Genomic DNA, 16,517 nt, shown 5'->3' with positions numbered 1-16,517 from the left:
GAATATATCACCGATCACAGAGGCCAAACCGTTTACAGCACAGAGACAATGCAACAGGTTGAAGTGACGGCACTGGGAAGCTATCCCGAAGGTACTACGCCCAATGCCCCTGCATCACCGTATGATAAATGGGACGGCGATAAATGGGTCACGGATTCTGCCGCGAAACATGAAGGTGATATTGCTGATGTAGAACAACACCGACAACTGATCCTCGCTCATGTGGATGAACTGACCTCCGACTGGCGGGTGGAGCTGATGCTCGGTGATATCAGCGAAGAAAACAAAAAGAAACTGTCGACGTGGATGGCTTTTAAAACTGCGGTTAAAGCCGTCGATGTTTCGACGGCTCCTGATGTTAACTGGCCAGTTCAACCGGAGGCGTAGGCCATTTTATATCTGGTGCAGCGTCAGGAACGACAGCCTGCAATTCTTTTATATAGGTCAGCCAGAGTATCAGGCTGGCCTTATCTTCATCACTAATAATGCCTAGCTGCAGCTCCGTCTGCCACAGGCTGATTGTTGCCTGCGCTTCGGCTACGAAAGCTGATTTTTGCTGTACTGCTGCCTCCACGTCTGCAGTGTGCTGCTCGTCAGTATTAGTAACCCACTCGCTACCGTTCCACGTATCGTATGGCGCAGCAGGTGCCAGTGTCGTGGTGCCTTTTGGGTAATCACCAGGTAAAGTGACAACACGCGCTTCGCCAGTTTTGGTGCTATAGATTGTTTCACCACGATGATCGGTAAGGTATTCCCATGCGGTAAAATCAGCCGTTCGGCAAATGGCAAAGCCATCCTTTTCATCTTCTGGCGCATCAATGCAGGAATTGGCAGGAATGCCAACACCTACGGCGAGGTACTCAACGGATGAAGACAGGTACTCGCGGGTTTCTCCATCGTAGTTAAACACAGTGATATCACCGGCCACAGTAGCGATAAACTCGCTATTTAGTTCAGCGTTCGTCATTATGCTGCCCTCACAATATAGTTAAATGCGATGTTACGAGGGCGGGTTTCATTCACGCCATATTCACTAGTGCGTTGGTTACCAACAAAGTAACCATTTGGATTGGAAGCGACTGAGTAATCATCAAAATCCGTTGGACTGTTTGCACCAGGAGTTAGACCTGCTAAGTATCCTCGACCAGGAACAGCTGATGATGGAGTTTCATTTTGACGTGAATCGCTTACTTTAAATAATTGCCCGTTATGCGTGTGAGATTCAACGCCATATATCTGACTGCTTAAAATCCCCCTTCCATTATCAACGCCGCGCCCGTCATCCCAGCCACGCAGAAACTCACCACGCAAGTCAGGCAGTCTGAACGCCGGATAGGCCAGGGCCAGCTTAGGATACTGGGAGGCAGTGAACGCGGCTCCGTTGCACTTGAGCCACCCTGTTGGTGGTGTCGCTGACGGCCACGGAATGGGGACGCCAACCGGCAACGCAGAGCCTTCCCCTAAACCAAGGTTTTTGACAAAGAGCGCTGGGTTAGGGATATCCGCACCGTTCTGGTCTTTGGCCAGCTTCTCCGTCAGCTTGTTCAGCACCGTGGTTGCAAAGTTCGGATCGTTTCCAAGTGCGTCTGCCAGCTCCTTCAGCGTATCCAGTGTCTCTGGAGCCGTACCAGCAAGAGCAGCAATCGCTCTTGCCACAAACTCTGTCGTCACCAGTTTTTTACTGTTGTCGTTAGCCGCTGGCGTGGGGGCTGTCGGCGTGCCGGTGAATGTTGGGCTGGCCTTCGGCGCATACTGGGTATGAGGGTCGGCTGCAGCGATGTGTGCAGCCAGGTCTGTTCCGCCTTTTTCGACCTTCTGTTTAAGGTATGACGTGCGGCTGGCCAGCTGTTTAGCCTGACGGTTAGATATCCCGTCAGGCCCGCCCAGAACGGGGTCAGAGACCTCAATCTGGTAGACGCCTTCTTCCCACTGCTGGGTTTCGGGTAGGTTTGCCATAATTAACTGCTCCCGTGGTTATAGCTGCCGTCATAGTTGACGGTGTTGTTGTAGCGAATAGCGACAGACTGATACTCCAGGCTCGCCAGATGGCAGCGGGCCGGAGCAAATGCTGCGAGCGTCTGGCGTAACAGCGCCGCCTGATCGTTAGTGATAGGCTGTTGAAGGATGACGCGATAAACCGCCCACGCTTCAACATCGCCATGGACGAAAAGCCCGTTGTAAGTGTGTTTGCCGTCGTAGCCGATCTGACCAGTGCCTTCAATCAGATCCACTTCACCGAAGCCGAAACGGCGGATGATTTCCCGGATTGACCACGGTGTCCCTTTATAGCGGTGCAGCTCGATGGCGGATTTGATAAGCGTGCGACGCACATCATCCGATTCCGCCAGCTCCCAGCCATCGCCGAACAACGAGAACTGCTCGCCCAGCCATGGCAGCGCGGAGCTGTCAACAATATCGACCAGATAGACCATCAGTACGCTAAGGTCGATGTTGTCCAGCCGCCCGGCCAGTCTGCCCAGTGCTCTGAGGCTGATATCACCCTCAAGCGGTGGCGGGAGTTGTAGCGGCTCAGCCATCGGACACCCCGGTCATGTTGAGAGTGATCGCCGTACAGTTTGCCCACTCGCTTTCAGCAACGACCCTCAGCGCGGGTGTCACCAGTTCGACCTGGTAGACCCCGGCAACGGACAGCACGCTGATAATCTGACTGGGGACAATATCGCGGCCCAGTGCTGCAGTACGGGACGCCACCCAGTTCTGTATGGCGCTGTTAGCGGCGTCTTTTATCGAGTTGGCATCCTGGTCACGGTAGATCGTGATGTTGGCTTCGATGGTGTAATCCACCTGGACAGGCGTTTTAGTCCGCACGGTATCAGTGAGCGGCCTGACTTTCTCATCTGAGCAAAAGCTCTCAACCAGCGTGAGGATGCTATCGTCAGGCAGGCCGGTACTGAGCAACGGATACAGCTCCACGGTGCCCGGAGCCGGTGAGAGCACGGCCACATCGACGATATTGGGATGGGCCTGCATGGCATGAAACCGGTATGCCTTACGGCTTCCGGCATTCGTGAACGATTCCGGGGCCAGTTTGATGCGCTCGCGCAACCTGTCGTTGTCTTCCTGCTCTGAGCCGCCAGAACTGGCCGCCAGATTGGTCACCTGCAGGTCGACGTTATCAATCTCATCAAGCAGCTGGCTCACCTGTGCAGGTTGCCAGCCGTTGCCAGCGACACCCGGTTCGGTACAGGTGGCCGTGGTGTTAACCAGCAGCAACCCGGCCTTCAGAACCACGTCCGTATCGGTGGAAAAGATAATGCTGTCGGAAGCACTGACGCGGGTGCCTGCCGGAATCAGCACATCAATGTCCAGCGCCTCCTCCACGGAGAACTGGAGTGGGATGGAAGCAGGTTGCGCGGCAAGGCGGTACACACCAACCAGTTCACCGAGGTAATCAATCATCGGCTCACGGGCAAAGGCGACCAGATTCTGTTTGGCGGCTTCCTGCGCCGCCACCCTGACCAGCATTTCGCGGTATGCCCACAGGTCAATCAACAGGCGCTCGGCCTGTGCGGGATACAGAGTTTTACCGGTTGCGGCTTCGTACTGCGCAATCATTTCAGCCGTGATTTTATCGGCGTCGCGTTCAATAAAGTCGGGTTCTGTCAGCGCCATAGCAGCTCCTGAGTCCGGGTCTGTCCGTCTGAGCCTTTCCAGCTCACCCGGAGCGTAAGATGTTCGCCGTCAACGGCGGGTTTGACCGACATAAGCTGGCAGCGAGGCTCCCAGCGCCGAATGGCATCGACGGACTCGCGCACCACATGTGGGATAGCACGGTCGATAGGCCAGTCGATATAAAGGTGCAGATTGCTGCCGAACTCCGGGCGATGCGGGTCGCTGCCGCGAGGAGTACGCAGGATGATTTGGATGGCCTGCCAGATATCATCCAGCCCCTGGACGATTTCGCCGGGGGCCTGCAGGGCCGGTTGCCAGAATACTGAGGTTGTTTTCATAGGGGCAGTATTGCCCCTGTGCGGGAACGCCGATATTAAAGGCGTTTAAGAAGATTCAGTGGGAGTGGTGGTTGGAGTTATCGCCATCTGACAGCATGCTGCCGGTTGAGTGGGCGTTCCCGTTAATCTCGACATTGCCCTGAATGGTCGCAGCAGCACCTTCACCGCCAGAGCCAGCCATGCCCCCCTCATAAGTTAGTTTACCCCAGACCAGCAGGTCGCCGGTCACTTCGGTCTGTAGTGCATCAATCGTGGCTTTCTGCGTTTTCACCATCACGTCAGCGCTGCATTCAATCACCATATGCTCAATACCACCCCGGATAGTGAGCGTATGCGAAGCGCGGTTATAGCTGAACTCAGCCCCGTCGCTGAATTTGGTACCGCGAACGTTCTTGTCGCTGAACGATGGTGTATCGACGTCTGAATAAACTGTGCCGAGAATAACGCCATCCTCGCCATTTTCGTCCAGCAGCACTTTGACCTGTTCTCCCACATCCGGGAGCCAGTAATCTTTGTTGTTCTGGGTGTTGCGCTGGAGGACGTCAAGCCAGTTGGTGCGCATATTGTCGCACTCCGGCAACCGGACGCGGGCTTTCACTCCATCAGCATCGACAGCGCTGACTGTTCCGGTCTGCAGAGTTACACCTGTCATTTCTTCTCCTCCTTTATTACCGTTGAGGTGCTGCCGTCCGGTTTGTAGACGGTCAGCGTCTGGGTCTTGCCGGTCTTGTTGCCTTTTTTGGCTTTGCCCTGAGTCACCGGTCCCCGCGCCACGTCCAGTTCAGTCACATAACCGCTGTTGCGGTCAAACGCATGGCGGGCAGTGGTTATCAGCCATGGCCCGGATAACTGACCAAAACCCACCAGTTCAATTTTGTTGCCCGCTGTCAGCTGTGGCGTGCCCATTAACGTCAGGGAGCCGCTCTGCTGATATTCGTTATGACTTGCCAGCGCAGAGTCCGCCTTGATTTTTGCGCTGTCAGGGTCGCTGACGCGGCTGTTGACCTTCAGTGAGTCGGCGCTGGTGATTTTGCCGCCTTTGGCCTGTTTATCGCTTTCGCTGGTGCCACCGTCAGCCTCGTAGACGATCAGCTTTTTGCTGCTGCTCTTCTGGTGTTTTACCTTCGCGGACTTGTAGACCCGGTTGATGGTGTCGCGCAGGGAAAAGCGGGCCACATCTTGCGGTTTCAGTTGCTTAACCGGCTCCTGACCACGCAGCGTGGCCAGATGAGAGAAAATCAGCTGGTCGCTGACAACTTTCACCGCATAACCATACTCACTTGCCAGCCGCCGCAGGAAGCCAACGTCCGTTTCAGCGTACTGCGTTACGCGGTCAATTTTGATGGATTCAATGCTGCCAACCAGCTTCAGCTCATGCTTTTTGGCGATACGTCCGGCAATAGCTGCCAGCGTGGTGCTCTCAAAACCGCGACTGGATTTTGTACGAAGCTGCGAGTTGACCGACGTGGCCACGCCCCGAATGGCGACAACGGATGCGGGTGAACTCACCTCGATCTCGTCAATTGAGAACGTACCGCAGGACAGCAGTTTCTCGCCTTGATAGCCCATCTTTAGCGTCAGCGTGTCACCCTTACCCGGATACCACTTATCCAGCCAGCGACCATCGGTGTCGTCCAGCTCCACCTCAATGGTGTCAGACTCGCTTTTGATGTTGTCGCTGTAGGTCACGCGGGTGACATAAGGTGCGATATCGTTAGTGATGTTCTTCTGCAGGTACCACAGGGTGAACACCGGACTCAGAACGTCGCTGATGCCGGTCAACGCTGACGCGGCTTGTGTGGTGCTGTTTACCTCAGCCATGGGGCAATATCCTCTTCTGTACTGGCATCGGTAGCCTCGATAACCGGAATCAATAACAACAACCCGGAGGGCAGCACCGGCGTGATGGCCACATGCGGGTTAGCGGCGATAATCCGGGGATAACCCAGCGGGTCGCCATAGTACTGCCATGCCAGAGAATCCCAGCGCTCACCGTCACGGGTGACATGTTCAAGAAACATCACACACTCCTCGCCAGAATTTTGGCGACCATGGTGCTTAACCCCGGCGACATGCGGGTGAAGGTGGTACTGGCTGAATTCAGCTGACCAGAGACGGCATCAAGCGACGCTGCGATGTTGCTACTGTCTACGCCGCTCAGCGAAGACTGCGCCTGCTGCACATACGTGGCCGCATCACTGGTGGCTCTGGCCAGACTGATGGCTTCGGGCATGGATTCGGAGAGCGCATTAAATGCCGGAACGCTTTGACCCAGCGCCCCGGACACGTTGCCCAGACCACTCATCAGCCCTGGCACGCGGGTCAGCGCAACGGCTGGGTTATCCTTCATCTTCTGCGCGACCCGAACGGCGCTGATGGTGGTCTGGAGAACGGACTGCGCCTGTTTGGCATAATTGACGCCGTCGCGAACGTACTGAGCCACCCCGGAAGGTGAAGGAACGGCACCGGAGACCGCCCCGACACCGGGAACCTGCGTGCGTATTGCAGGTGGCTTCAGCGGGTTCTTCGGGTCGCCGATATACTCCCGCAGCGATGCAGTGGCATTGACGGCCAGCACGTTGCCAGTGCTGTCGGTCTGCTCGCTGGTCGCGGTCACGTCGGTAATGACGAACCAGCCGCGATAGTCGCCATTCCCGAAGACCAGCGCCAGCGCCTGATGGGCTTTCATGGCTGTTCGCAGTCGTGCCAGCTCCACGTCGGGCACACAATAATGCTGATGGAAGACCAGGCTTATCTGGATTTCGTCCAGCTTATCGCCGACGAACTGCAGTCCGGGCTTTCCTTCGATTCGGGCATGTTCGGCATAATCGACGCCGAATGTGGCCTCAAAGCCGTCCCAGTAGGTAATCAGCTCAAACTCAATATCACCCAGTACCGCAAACATTATTCGTACCCCCGACGTTGTTTCTGAGCCAGCAGACGCTCCAGCATTTTCTCAAGCTCATGCAGGCTCATATTTAGTGCGCCGGTCAGCCCGGCAGGCGCTGCGGTCTCTTTGCCATTGAGGAAAAACTGGGGATTAAAACTGACCTGAAAACCGCCAGATGTTCCGCCACTGGCAGCAGCTGCGCCACGGCCTGAATAGCCCGCTGCCATGATTTCCGGCGACGGGATGCGGGGAACGTCGGGAACCATTTCATCCGCCAGTCGTTGACCGGCCAGCGCGGCCAGCGGAGTAGTGCGTTGCAGGCCGATAGTTGCACCCTGACCGATATTGTCACCGAAACCCATAAACACGCGGCTCGGCGAATGAATGCCCAGCGTCTCTTTGAACCAGCCCGAAATGGAGTTGCCGAAGTTAACGATGGTGTCTTTCGCTGCGGACAGTTTATTACCGATACCGTTAACGAGGCCGCTGATAAGATTGCCGCCGAAGTCGGTAAAGTTTTTCGGCATATCGACGCCAAACCAACTCATAACCCCCGCAAAGGCTTTATAGAACAAGCCTAATGGAGACCAGTTAAGAATAAGTTTGCTGACTCCGATGATCCCACCGTTGAAAGCTGCTTTAACATTACCCCACAAACCAGTAAACCAACCTGATACGCCATTCCATGCAGACTTGATACCACTCCAAGCATTAGTGAACGCAGAGGTTACCTGCGCCCACATTCGCTTAAAGAAAGCAGAAATTGGCCCCCAGTAGCGGTAGATCAGATAAGCGGCCATGGCTACGCCAGTGATGATTAGTCCAATGGGATTCATCAGCAGCGCCCGACCTATGAAAAGAACGGCACGACCCGCGAGCATTAGTCCACGAACCAGACCACCGCCGAGTACGCGGGCCAGTGTTCCGGCTCCTTTGGCGACAGCGCTGAATCCGGTCACCAGCCAGCGGAGTTTGCCGCCTTCACCCAGCGCGAGCGATAGCCGCAGCCAGTTAGCCCGAAGAAGCACGGCGTTTTTCCAGACATTGACGAAAGGGGAAATAAGAAGATTCAGCCCGAGCTTGAGGCCGATGGTGGCCATCTTAAATGCAAGTAATGCACCGATTACCTGAATCGTACCGCTCACGAGTTGCGGATTAGCCGCGATCCATTTTCCAACGCTGTTCATTAATGGGATGAACGTTTCCCCTAACTGGATCAACGCTGGGCGTAATGATTCACCGATGCTAATAGCCGAGTCGTTAAAGCCAATCTGCGTTCTGCGCCAGCGCCCTTCGAGCGTATCATTTTGTTTCGCAGCATCCTTGTCCAGCGTAGACATTGCAGAAGGAGTATTCATTTCCTGCTTATTAGACTGGTATTTATCCCAACCCTGACGCATCGACAGCAGATGGTTGACGGTCTGAATATCGGTGAAGACTTCCGCCAGTCCGAAGGACTCCATCAGCTTTTGCTGACCTTCCTGATCGCCTCTTGAGCCTGCAGCTTTCCATTGCTGTACGAATGCCTTGCCTTTACCGTCGATAAATCGGTTGGCAATCATCAGCGAGGCTTCATATTGAGAGAGGCCCTGGGCTACATAATTTTGCATTGACCCCTGGTAATCCACGCCAGCCTTAGCGTATTTCTGCGTGGTATCTCCGCGTCCCATTGCCGCCAGCCAGTTGGACATATTGGTGACAGCTTCTTCCGCTGAGCCGCTGCCTTTACCCACTTCCAGACTGGCGACGATCTGGGTTATGGCGTCTTTACCGTAAATTCCACGTGCAGCGAAGGCTTTGGCCATACCGGGTAACGCTTTCGCCATATCCTTGAGTTCAAACGAGCCGAGCTTGGCCCCAGTTGCCGCAATCCCAAACGCCTGCTCCAGCTCTTTCGCATCGGTAATTTTGAGGGCATCGCTGAAGGCATAGGTCATTTTGGCGAGGTCGGTCATATCCGCTTTGGTAGCCGTGGCCGCTTTACCAAGCATCCCGGCAAAGGTCGCCGCCTGTTGCGGATTCATGCCATCGGCAACCAGTTGACCCACGCCCCCCAACAGAGATTCCTGGAGCTGATTGACCTGCAGAGATGCCCGACGAATGGCAGTACCGATGGCCTGTTCCTGCCTTGAATCCAGATCGCCGGTGACACTGATATCGCGCAACTGAGACTCGAATGACGAATATTGTTTGACAGAGGCCATGACAGGTGCGCCCAGCGTTCGGGCGATGCCGTAAGTCTCTGCCCCCTGACCATAGAGCGCCATACGGTTGGACTTCAGCGCATCACTGGTGGCCGACACCGCCGACAGACGGCGCTGCTGGCGCTCAATCTGCTCCATTGTGCGACTTACCCGCAGCAGATCACTGTTGAGGCGCTGCATCCGTGATGAACCCAGCTGGCCGTAGCGCTCCGTTGCACGGGTTAAGGCGTTCTGGCGCTCCTGAAGTCGACGTGACGTATCGCCGAGGGAGTCAAGGGCGCGTCGTGTACCGCTGACGGCAGAGCGAAAGCTGCTCCCGACAATGCCGCCAATGATGACGCCGACTGAAAATTCACTGGCCACGGTGGTTATCCTCTGAAAGCAGAAAAACGGGAGAGAGATGATGGGGAACCATTAAGAACAGCCGCGAGGTGCGGCTGCTCAGGACTGGAGAACTACTGATTGTTGCCGTATTCGCTTTTGATTTGCTCTTCAGCCTGGTCGAGCCACATCTCCAGATCGTCAGTATCGAGGGCATCAATCTCCCCCGGCTGAAACCTAAACCACCTCGCCAGCAGCCCCTGTGCCTGCATCAGCGTCTTCGTTGCTCTTGCCCAGCCCAGTGACTTGCTGAAATCGTTTCTGCAACTCCATGTAATCAGCAAGATCCATATTATCGAGGTCTTCCGGCAGGATGCCGGTACTGCGGGCAATCAGTGGTTCGTCCCAGTCGGCAGGGTCTTTACTGGTTTTGCGCACCTGTTTCAGGTCTTTGACCGTGAGGCGCTTCATTTCAACCATCTCAACTCGGGCACCAGCTGCGGTGGTAAACGGATAGGTCAGTAGAAAAATGTTGGATTTGATTTCTGACATGTTCGTGCTCCTGTGTAAGTTCAGAGTAGTATGTCCGGTAGAGAGGGTGACAGATATTAAAGGGGATTAAGAAGAAAGGGGCCGAAGCCCCTGTGATATCAGTGAGTGCGAAAACCCTTGCAGTTGCGCAGGAACGCAATAAGTAGCGCTTTTCCTTCGGCTTTACCGATGCCGGTGAACCAGTGGTCGGGTGGCGTCCAGGCTTCAATCAAATCAGCCAGCCTGCGGGCCTTTGAACGGGTACAGTCAATCGGGTCATTAGTTTTACGGGTATTAAAAAGGCTTTCCACCCCAGGAATATCCAGAATGGTGAACCAGGTACCATTCCCCATGCCGATAGAACCGCAGTTCCCACCTTTGTCCTCAATCTCGACGGTCACCGTCAGCCCCCGATATTGATGCGGTAGTCAGTCAGTTGGTCAACACCGCCGACGCGGAAGATGTTGGCCAGATAGTCCAGCTCCAGCAGTTCTTCACCGTCCAGCACCTGCTTGATGTACGTGCAGGTGAAGCTGCTGGAGAATTCGGCGTTCTCATGCTGTTTGAACGTCCCCAGCGGGTTCTTCTTGAACATGATCGTCAGGAAGGTGACCAGCGGGATTTCATCAATCAGCCCCTGAGAGCTGTAGCGCTGGACGCTGGAGCGACACTGCAGGGCCAGCGATTTATACGGATTTGCAGCAGACAACATGGCATCGCGATAGAAGCTGTTCCACTTGATCTCGCCTTCCATTTTGTCGAAGCCTGCCGGGAGTTCCACCTTGCCCACCATCCCCAGCGCTTTGTGCTCCTGCATAGTCATGGACACGTCAGGGAGTTTGACCTCCTCGGCCCGGCCCAGCAGGTTAGCGCCATCCAGATAGATGTTGGCATTGGTGATGCGGTTGATCTCAATCTTTGCCATCAGCTATTCCCCTTCAGCGTTAACAGGTATTCCGAGGTGATCTCGGTCTCAAACGTCAGTCGCTCCAGCGGCGGTGGCGGCGTGTATTTGTAGCTCAGCAACAGGTGACCGGCGGCAAGCTCCGTCTCTTCGTTGCGGGCTGGATCAAACCAGCATTTAAAGCCCAGCAGTGCACCGTCGCCAATCAGCTTACGACCATAGGCGTTGACCGATTCCGTCAGCGCATCAATCAGCGCCTGGGTGATGGGCATATCGATGTACTGCTGGCTGAAATAGCGCAGGGACTCGTTGATAACATCACCGGTGCGGCGAACGTTCTCAAAGTTGCGCATATGGGTCACCGTTGGCCACGCGGCAGTGCGGTTGCCCCACAGACGCAGACCGCTGCCGTAGCTGCTGAAGACCGTGGTGATGCCCTGTTCGTTAAGCAGGTTCACCTCGCTCTGCGGGTCGTCAATCATTGCCGACAGCTGGCGCTCCACGCCTGTGATACCCATGATTTCCTGGTTGGATGAAGACCACCAGTAACCCTTATCCAGGTCAACTTTGGCACGCAAACCTGCAGCACGCTGGCTCAGCGGCTCCAGCCGTTCGCTGTTGGTGGCCGAGTCATAGACCTTGACGTGCGGATAACACAGGCGGACACGGTCGGAGCTGGTGTTGAAGTTGATGGTGCCTTCCGGGCCACGCCCCGTCAGCGCCTGCGCAAAGGTGGTGCCAATTGGCGCGTCGATGTAGGTCACCGCCCCCAGCTTTTCAGCCATGGCAATAAGCTCCACCGAGACGCTGTTCTGGGTGCAGAACACAGGAGCAATCAGGATTTTGGCGAAGTAGCCAAACAGGTTGAAGCTGTCATTAAGCAACTTCATGCCGGTACGGTTGCCCGCCGCGTTAACAGCCCCGATGATATCAGCCGGGGTGACTTTGGTCGGGTCAGCATAGTTATAGCTGGCCGTCGCGGTTGCGCCTGCCGCAATACTTTTGCCGAGACTGGTGATCATGCCGGTCTGCGCATTGAGCGAGTAGTCTTCACCCTCGACATAAGGCTGGCCATCGCTGTCCGGTTTCAGCACCAGCTGCGCGACCACCGGATTGGTCAGTTGCGCTTTGCCCGTTGCTTTATCGAACGTCACATCTTCATCGGCCACAGCAGTTTTATGTACCGCCGGATCAAGCACGTTAATGACCAGAACGGTGCCTGCGCCGTGGTCGTAGATGGCATCCAGCGCCTGCGGGATGGTAAAGCCGGTAAGCTGGCTGCCAAATGCCGCCGCATCCTTCTCAGACAGGCACTGCACCAGCGTATTGACGTCACCCATCGGGGCGGTACCAATCAGGCCAATAACGGCAGATTTCACCGTCTTAACCGGGCGGGCACCGTTTTCCACCTCAATGGTTTCGACGCCGTGCAGATAGTTAGCTGACATGGGTGTCCTCCGCTTTCACATCACTGTCGCCACCGTTTCTGCGCTTTAGTAACTGAGGCGCGGGTGTGCTGGCGGGTTTGGTTTCTTCAGGTACCGGCGTCAGGTGCTTCAGCGCCACCAGTACCTTCACATAATCATGCTCCTCCGGTAGGGAGACGTTCTTCCCCGGCCAGAGCAGGATTTCGGTTCCGTCCGACAGCGTGACGCCGCTGGCCGGGCCGGAATAGCGGTATTTTTTCATCACTCGCTTTCCTCATAGTTCACTTCGGTTAACAGCGGGCCGGACGGTAAATCGCTGTCTTCGATAAAGACGCTTTCAGTTGCAAAGTCGAGGGCGTACTGCCACAGCCCCTTGATCTCACCGATAAACACCTCACGGGTGAGCCAGATACGGCGGCGGCAGTTCGGCGGGGTGTAGCCACCGAGAATGCGACGGACTGCATCCAGAACGTCAATCGCACCTCTTTTGCCGTTGAGCTGGCGGAAGACCACCGTGACGCAGAGCTGAACCGTCTGAGGCTGGATCACCGCGCCGATATCATCCGGTTTGTCGAAACGCGACCCGGCATAACTCACCAGCAGTGCGCCGACAGGATGATTGAGGCGATATTCAGACGGTTTTTCCGGGAAGTATTCCACCTGCAACTGTGGCAGCTTCTCGCGTAGCCGGGCCAGCACTGCATCGAGGACGGGCAGAACGTTCATCAGTATTTCTCCAGTAAGCCGTCGCGCCCGCCAAAGGTGGGCCGACGTGCCCGTGCCCGGATTTCACCGGACTCAGGCACATCTTTCTGAGTGGACTGCAACCCCAGCGTCAGTTTCCCGTCGCGGATAGCCTCCAGCTGACGCCGGGCCTCTTTGTTGTCGTCCTTGACGGTGTCAGGCAGATCACCTTCAGGACGACGGACATACAGGCGGTAACGCACCAGCGTGATGGCAATATCCCGCAGAACGGTAGGCACTTCTGCCAGCGGCAGGGTATAGCGGCCACGAAGGTGCGCATCAATCAACTCCCCGGCGTAGCGAATACAGCTGTCCACAACCGTCACATTCACCGTGGCGGGAGTGTCAAAATCCACGACCTCGTTAGTGAGCTGAATCAGCGTTGACTCAGGCACTTGCTCCTGTAAATCCGCCAGGGTGCAGTACATGTCACACCCCGCGCAGGATGCGGATAACGTCGCCTTCGGTCAGCGCCTCATCCAGCGCAATCCCGGCTGAAATCCCCGCAGGGGCATCTTCCGTGGCTGCTGTCTGGGGAACGGCGCAGGCATTGGCATCCGACTGGACGTTAAGTCCTCTGGCAATCGCAGCACCCGCTTCGACGGCAACAATACCCAGAACGTTAACCGGCGTTAAATCACCGGCAGCGGCGTCTACCTCTGCCACACCGAGCGCGACGGCCCCGGCCTGACAGGGGCCATTATTGGCCCCGACAAAGCGCTGCTGCGTGAGAGCCGCGCTTGCCATCACGGTGGTGGTCAGAATGACCTGTTGAGTTGCGCTCATTATCGTCCCCTTATTTCACGATGTTGCTGATGAGATACCCGGCATCGCCACCGACCACGGCGACTTTGTAGATATCGGTATAGCGGCAGTAATTCACCTTGCCGCCTGCGCCGTCGTACTTATCGGCAACTGGCATGCCTTTACGGCGCAGGGTGTAGCCGAACGACGGTTCATTCTCATCGGCACTGGTGGTTCCTGGCTGGGGCTTGCCGACGTAATGCAGCATCAGGTTGTCGGCCCAGATATCGGACGGCGTCTTGTCCTTATCCTGGGCATCCTTCATGGAGGCCATGGAGACCGGCTCGCCGACCACAACGTCGTCCAGCTGGAAAAGGTCTTTCAGAATTTCAAGGGTGATGCGCTTGCGCTCATTAGCCCCAATCGCCGCCTGAATGGCCGGGTGGAACTTCAGCAGCGACATCACGCTGGCCCCCATGGTCATCAGGTTCGGGCGCAGGCCCGTTTTGTTACGCACGGCTTCGATACCGGCTTCGATAATGCCAATCGGGTCACCTTTACCGCCAACCCAACGCTCAGCTGCGGCCAGGGCTTTGACGCTCCCCTGGACATAAACTTTCGGATCCTGAGCCAGGCGGGCGGCATACAGTTCGCGCTTCAGGTTGACGCCGTTCGTTACGCGGCGAATGGCCTTGGATTCTTCGTTGAACATTGACTCGGCTTTTTCGCGATAGTCCACCGGCGCGGCCAGATCGTGTTCATTAAGTACCAGGTCAAGGCTCCCGGTTTTCTCACGCACCAGAACGTTACTGTCAGCCCCTACGGCACGCTGGGTTTCGAACTCAACGAATGCCGTTTTGCCGAAGGTAGGTACTGTCACACCTTCTTTATCGGTCTCGACAATCGGGAAGATGCGCTCGCCGATGAAAGCCGCATTTTTATAGCCGCGTGCGATGCTGGTCAGCACCGGGTCAACGACGCGCTTACCCTTTAAATAATCAGACATGTTCTCTCCTTAATTACAGGCAGCGGGAGACAGCAGCGTCGTAGCTGATGCCTTCTTTTTTCGACAGGTCGAGCGCTTTCTGATGCAGCGCCAGACGCTCTGGATCGGCTTCAGCAAACTCTGCAGAAGACGTTGAAACACCAGCATCCACACGGTCTTTGGTCGCGTGTTCGCTAAAGTTCAGCACCGGTGCAGCGCCATCCAGCAACGTCTTGAACGCAGTGGCAAGCGGTGTGCGGGTATCGCCTTCGGCAAATTCCACCGGCTCATCACCAGCAGAGACCGCATCCAGAATGGCGACAACAACGGGCTTCGCTGCCGGGGCCAGTTGACCGCCGCTTACCAGCTTTTCAGCGTAGGAAACGTTGTCAGCGTGCAGCTTCTCCTGCTTGCTCTTCGCATCCAGCGCGGCTCGCTGGGTGGCTTCTGCCTTCAGGCGGGTGTTTTCCGCCTGAAGGGCTTCAATTTCTTCTTTGGTCATCGCGTCATTCTCTTGTTGAGGGTTAGGGTTTGGTTCGCTGAAGTCCGGCACGGCTTTCACTGGATCGCGGTACGCTTCTTCACGCAGGGAATCCACCTGCCATGACGGAAGTACCTTGTCGGTTTCATCCAGCCCGAACTGGCCGATCAGAAAGTCACGCAGTCGACCCCAGAGAGAGGCATTGGTGATATCGCCCCAGTCGGCAAACTCGACAACGCCTTCTTCTGACTCGCCAAATGACACCTGCTTCAGCCCTTTAATAGAAGGTGGCTGTGCCCCCAGAAAACCGACGTGGCGCAGGTAAAGCGTGCCGGGTTTCGGGTTGTTTGGTGAGTCCGGGAGATAGAACGAGGCTGAGACTTTCTTGAAGCGCCCGTTGCCTACCAGCTCGGCAAACTGCGGGTCGAGTTGTTCAGGCTCAGCCAGCAGGTCAGCGCCGCTAAGTGACAGGGATTTCACCCAGCCCCACGCCGGGTCTTCCGTTTTAGGGTGACCAATAACGAGCGGTGCTTCATGGACGGACGGATCGTAGGCTTTTACGCAGGCGGCAAGGTCGCTTTGCGTGAACGGCAGTTTCGTACCGTGCATGTCGGTATGAGTACCGGCTTTGAAAATATGAATGGCTGACATTTTGCTGCCCCGCGTGATGTTGTCGGAGACAGTTTGTGGAAAAGCCGCGAAGAGCGCTTTTAATCTGCTTTAGAAAAAATAAGGGGGGATAAGACAGAGAGAGGGAAGCAGGAGTGATTAAAGCCGTAAACGAGGGGGCTGTAAACCTTTATAAAGGCTCCGGGGCGGGTAACGCGGTAAATCGCCCGTCCCGGAGGGTTAACATCAGCGACGGGCCGCAGATTCAAGATGACGCACAATCGTATCGAGGATGGGAATAACCGCATCAGACTGCAGCTCACCGTCCCCCGTCAGTGGCAGGAACGGACGGGCCGGAAGCTCAACGGACTCATTGCGCCCCGTTTTACCACCGAACTGGTGGATCGGGCCATAAACAACGTTGGTCCCAACCGCTGCCTGCCTGTCGTCGTGGTCAGTGGTCACTGACCCCATCAGCCGCCCGGTGTGCTGAAGCGTCTGACCATCACGATCCTGTGCGGCGAGCGACGGCGTCCAGCCCGGACGGCCCTCATCCAGAAAGTTAAACTGCGTTTCCGCCAGCAGGGTTCCGGCGATTTTGCGCATCGCAGGCTCCAGGTCCGTGGCGGCTAGATCCAGCGCCCGCAGACTCTGGCGCAGGGACTCATCGTTAATGGTGATATTGACCAGATTATCGGAAGCCATC

At 56.1% G+C, this 16,517-nt stretch carries 22 protein-coding genes; 1 reads left to right on the top strand and 21 read right to left on the bottom strand.

Features of this window, described 5'->3' with window-relative positions:
• The first annotated feature begins 48 nt into the window (after positions 1-48).
• Entirely contained in the window at positions 49-387 is a 339-nt protein-coding gene (locus ACQ4OC_RS13665) for a tail fiber assembly protein (protein ID WP_430971270.1), read from the top strand.
• Here the strand turns inward: ACQ4OC_RS13665 and ACQ4OC_RS13660 are convergent.
• From ACQ4OC_RS13660 to ACQ4OC_RS13560, 21 genes are all read right to left on the bottom strand, one after another.
• Positions 359-967, bottom strand: coding sequence for a tail fiber assembly protein (locus ACQ4OC_RS13660; RefSeq protein ID WP_430971269.1), 609 nt, complete (start codon positions 965-967; stop codon positions 359-361). The two genes, ACQ4OC_RS13665 and ACQ4OC_RS13660, sit on opposite strands and share 29 nt — an antisense overlap.
• On the bottom strand, positions 967-1,956 hold the full coding sequence (locus ACQ4OC_RS13655; protein WP_430971268.1) for a phage tail protein: 990 nt from the start codon (positions 1,954-1,956) through the stop codon (positions 967-969). The genes ACQ4OC_RS13660 and ACQ4OC_RS13655 overlap by 1 nt, the downstream gene beginning before the upstream one ends.
• Positions 1,957-1,958: 2 nt before the next feature.
• The gene (locus ACQ4OC_RS13650; RefSeq protein WP_367122175.1) at positions 1,959-2,537 is read right to left on the bottom strand and encodes a phage tail protein I; all 579 of its coding nucleotides are present in this window, start codon (positions 2,535-2,537) and stop codon (positions 1,959-1,961) included.
• On the bottom strand, positions 2,530-3,633 hold the full coding sequence (locus ACQ4OC_RS13645; RefSeq protein ID WP_430971267.1) for a baseplate assembly protein: 1,104 nt from the start codon (positions 3,631-3,633) through the stop codon (positions 2,530-2,532). Before ACQ4OC_RS13645 ends, ACQ4OC_RS13650 begins: the two co-directional genes overlap by 8 nt.
• Positions 3,624-3,971: a GPW/gp25 family protein gene (locus ACQ4OC_RS13640; protein WP_063617137.1), complete on the bottom strand. Its 348-nt coding sequence runs from the start codon at positions 3,969-3,971 to the stop codon at positions 3,624-3,626. The genes ACQ4OC_RS13645 and ACQ4OC_RS13640 overlap by 10 nt, the downstream gene beginning before the upstream one ends.
• Before the next feature lie 55 nt (positions 3,972-4,026).
• Positions 4,027-4,623: a phage baseplate assembly protein V gene (locus tag ACQ4OC_RS13635; RefSeq protein WP_430971266.1), complete on the bottom strand. Its 597-nt coding sequence runs from the start codon at positions 4,621-4,623 to the stop codon at positions 4,027-4,029.
• Entirely contained in the window at positions 4,620-5,792 is a 1,173-nt protein-coding gene (locus tag ACQ4OC_RS13630) for a phage late control D family protein (protein ID WP_430971265.1), read from the bottom strand. Before ACQ4OC_RS13630 ends, ACQ4OC_RS13635 begins: the two co-directional genes overlap by 4 nt.
• On the bottom strand, positions 5,780-5,992 hold the full coding sequence (locus tag ACQ4OC_RS13625; RefSeq protein WP_170930805.1) for a tail protein X: 213 nt from the start codon (positions 5,990-5,992) through the stop codon (positions 5,780-5,782). Before ACQ4OC_RS13625 ends, ACQ4OC_RS13630 begins: the two co-directional genes overlap by 13 nt.
• On the bottom strand, positions 5,992-6,876 hold the full coding sequence (locus tag ACQ4OC_RS13620) for a phage tail protein (RefSeq protein ID WP_430971264.1): 885 nt from the start codon (positions 6,874-6,876) through the stop codon (positions 5,992-5,994). Before ACQ4OC_RS13620 ends, ACQ4OC_RS13625 begins: the two co-directional genes overlap by 1 nt.
• Entirely contained in the window at positions 6,876-9,428 is a 2,553-nt protein-coding gene (locus ACQ4OC_RS13615) for a phage tail tape measure protein (RefSeq protein ID WP_430971263.1), read from the bottom strand. Before ACQ4OC_RS13615 ends, ACQ4OC_RS13620 begins: the two co-directional genes overlap by 1 nt.
• Before the next feature lie 195 nt (positions 9,429-9,623).
• Entirely contained in the window at positions 9,624-9,938 is a 315-nt protein-coding gene (locus tag ACQ4OC_RS13610; RefSeq protein WP_430971262.1) for a phage tail assembly protein, read from the bottom strand.
• 98 nt (positions 9,939-10,036) lie between these two features.
• On the bottom strand, positions 10,037-10,318 hold the full coding sequence (locus tag ACQ4OC_RS13605; protein ID WP_284931105.1) for a hypothetical protein: 282 nt from the start codon (positions 10,316-10,318) through the stop codon (positions 10,037-10,039).
• Positions 10,319-10,320: 2 nt separating this feature from the next.
• Positions 10,321-10,845: a phage major tail tube protein gene (locus ACQ4OC_RS13600; RefSeq protein WP_164079462.1), complete on the bottom strand. Its 525-nt coding sequence runs from the start codon at positions 10,843-10,845 to the stop codon at positions 10,321-10,323.
• Positions 10,842-12,269 carry a phage tail sheath subtilisin-like domain-containing protein gene (locus tag ACQ4OC_RS13595; RefSeq protein WP_430971261.1) on the bottom strand — a complete coding sequence of 476 codons (1,428 nt, stop codon included), beginning with the start codon at positions 12,267-12,269 and terminating at the stop codon, positions 10,842-10,844. The genes ACQ4OC_RS13600 and ACQ4OC_RS13595 overlap by 4 nt, the downstream gene beginning before the upstream one ends.
• Positions 12,259-12,510 carry a hypothetical protein gene (locus ACQ4OC_RS13590; RefSeq protein ID WP_430971260.1) on the bottom strand — a complete coding sequence of 84 codons (252 nt, stop codon included), beginning with the start codon at positions 12,508-12,510 and terminating at the stop codon, positions 12,259-12,261. The genes ACQ4OC_RS13595 and ACQ4OC_RS13590 overlap by 11 nt, the downstream gene beginning before the upstream one ends.
• Positions 12,510-12,974 carry a Gp37 family protein gene (locus tag ACQ4OC_RS13585; protein ID WP_430971259.1) on the bottom strand — a complete coding sequence of 155 codons (465 nt, stop codon included), beginning with the start codon at positions 12,972-12,974 and terminating at the stop codon, positions 12,510-12,512. The genes ACQ4OC_RS13590 and ACQ4OC_RS13585 overlap by 1 nt, the downstream gene beginning before the upstream one ends.
• Complete coding sequence (locus ACQ4OC_RS13580; protein ID WP_039271488.1) at positions 12,974-13,420, bottom strand: gp436 family protein; 447 nt, start codon at positions 13,418-13,420, stop codon at positions 12,974-12,976. Before ACQ4OC_RS13580 ends, ACQ4OC_RS13585 begins: the two co-directional genes overlap by 1 nt.
• Position 13,421: 1 nt before the next feature.
• Positions 13,422-13,778 (bottom strand): DUF2190 family protein, encoded by a 357-nt coding sequence (locus tag ACQ4OC_RS13575; protein ID WP_430971258.1) that lies wholly within the window; start codon positions 13,776-13,778, stop codon positions 13,422-13,424.
• Positions 13,779-13,788: 10 nt separating this feature from the next.
• A complete protein-coding gene (locus ACQ4OC_RS13570) occupies positions 13,789-14,742 on the bottom strand; it encodes a hypothetical protein (protein ID WP_087816486.1) in 954 nt (317 codons plus the stop codon).
• A gap of 13 nt (positions 14,743-14,755) precedes the next feature.
• On the bottom strand, positions 14,756-15,853 hold the full coding sequence (locus ACQ4OC_RS13565; RefSeq protein ID WP_430971257.1) for a peptidase: 1,098 nt from the start codon (positions 15,851-15,853) through the stop codon (positions 14,756-14,758).
• Between the two features lie 204 nt (positions 15,854-16,057).
• Positions 16,058-16,516: a phage virion morphogenesis protein gene (locus ACQ4OC_RS13560; protein WP_430971256.1), complete on the bottom strand. Its 459-nt coding sequence runs from the start codon at positions 16,514-16,516 to the stop codon at positions 16,058-16,060.
• Position 16,517 lies beyond the last annotated feature (1 nt).

The sequence above is a fragment of the Yersinia sp. J1 genome (assembly GCF_050586585.1).
GTDB lineage: Bacteria > Pseudomonadota > Gammaproteobacteria > Enterobacterales > Enterobacteriaceae > Yersinia > Yersinia entomophaga.
The sequence above is the reverse complement of the archived record's forward strand: the minus strand, read 5'-3'. Positions and strand labels throughout refer to the sequence as shown.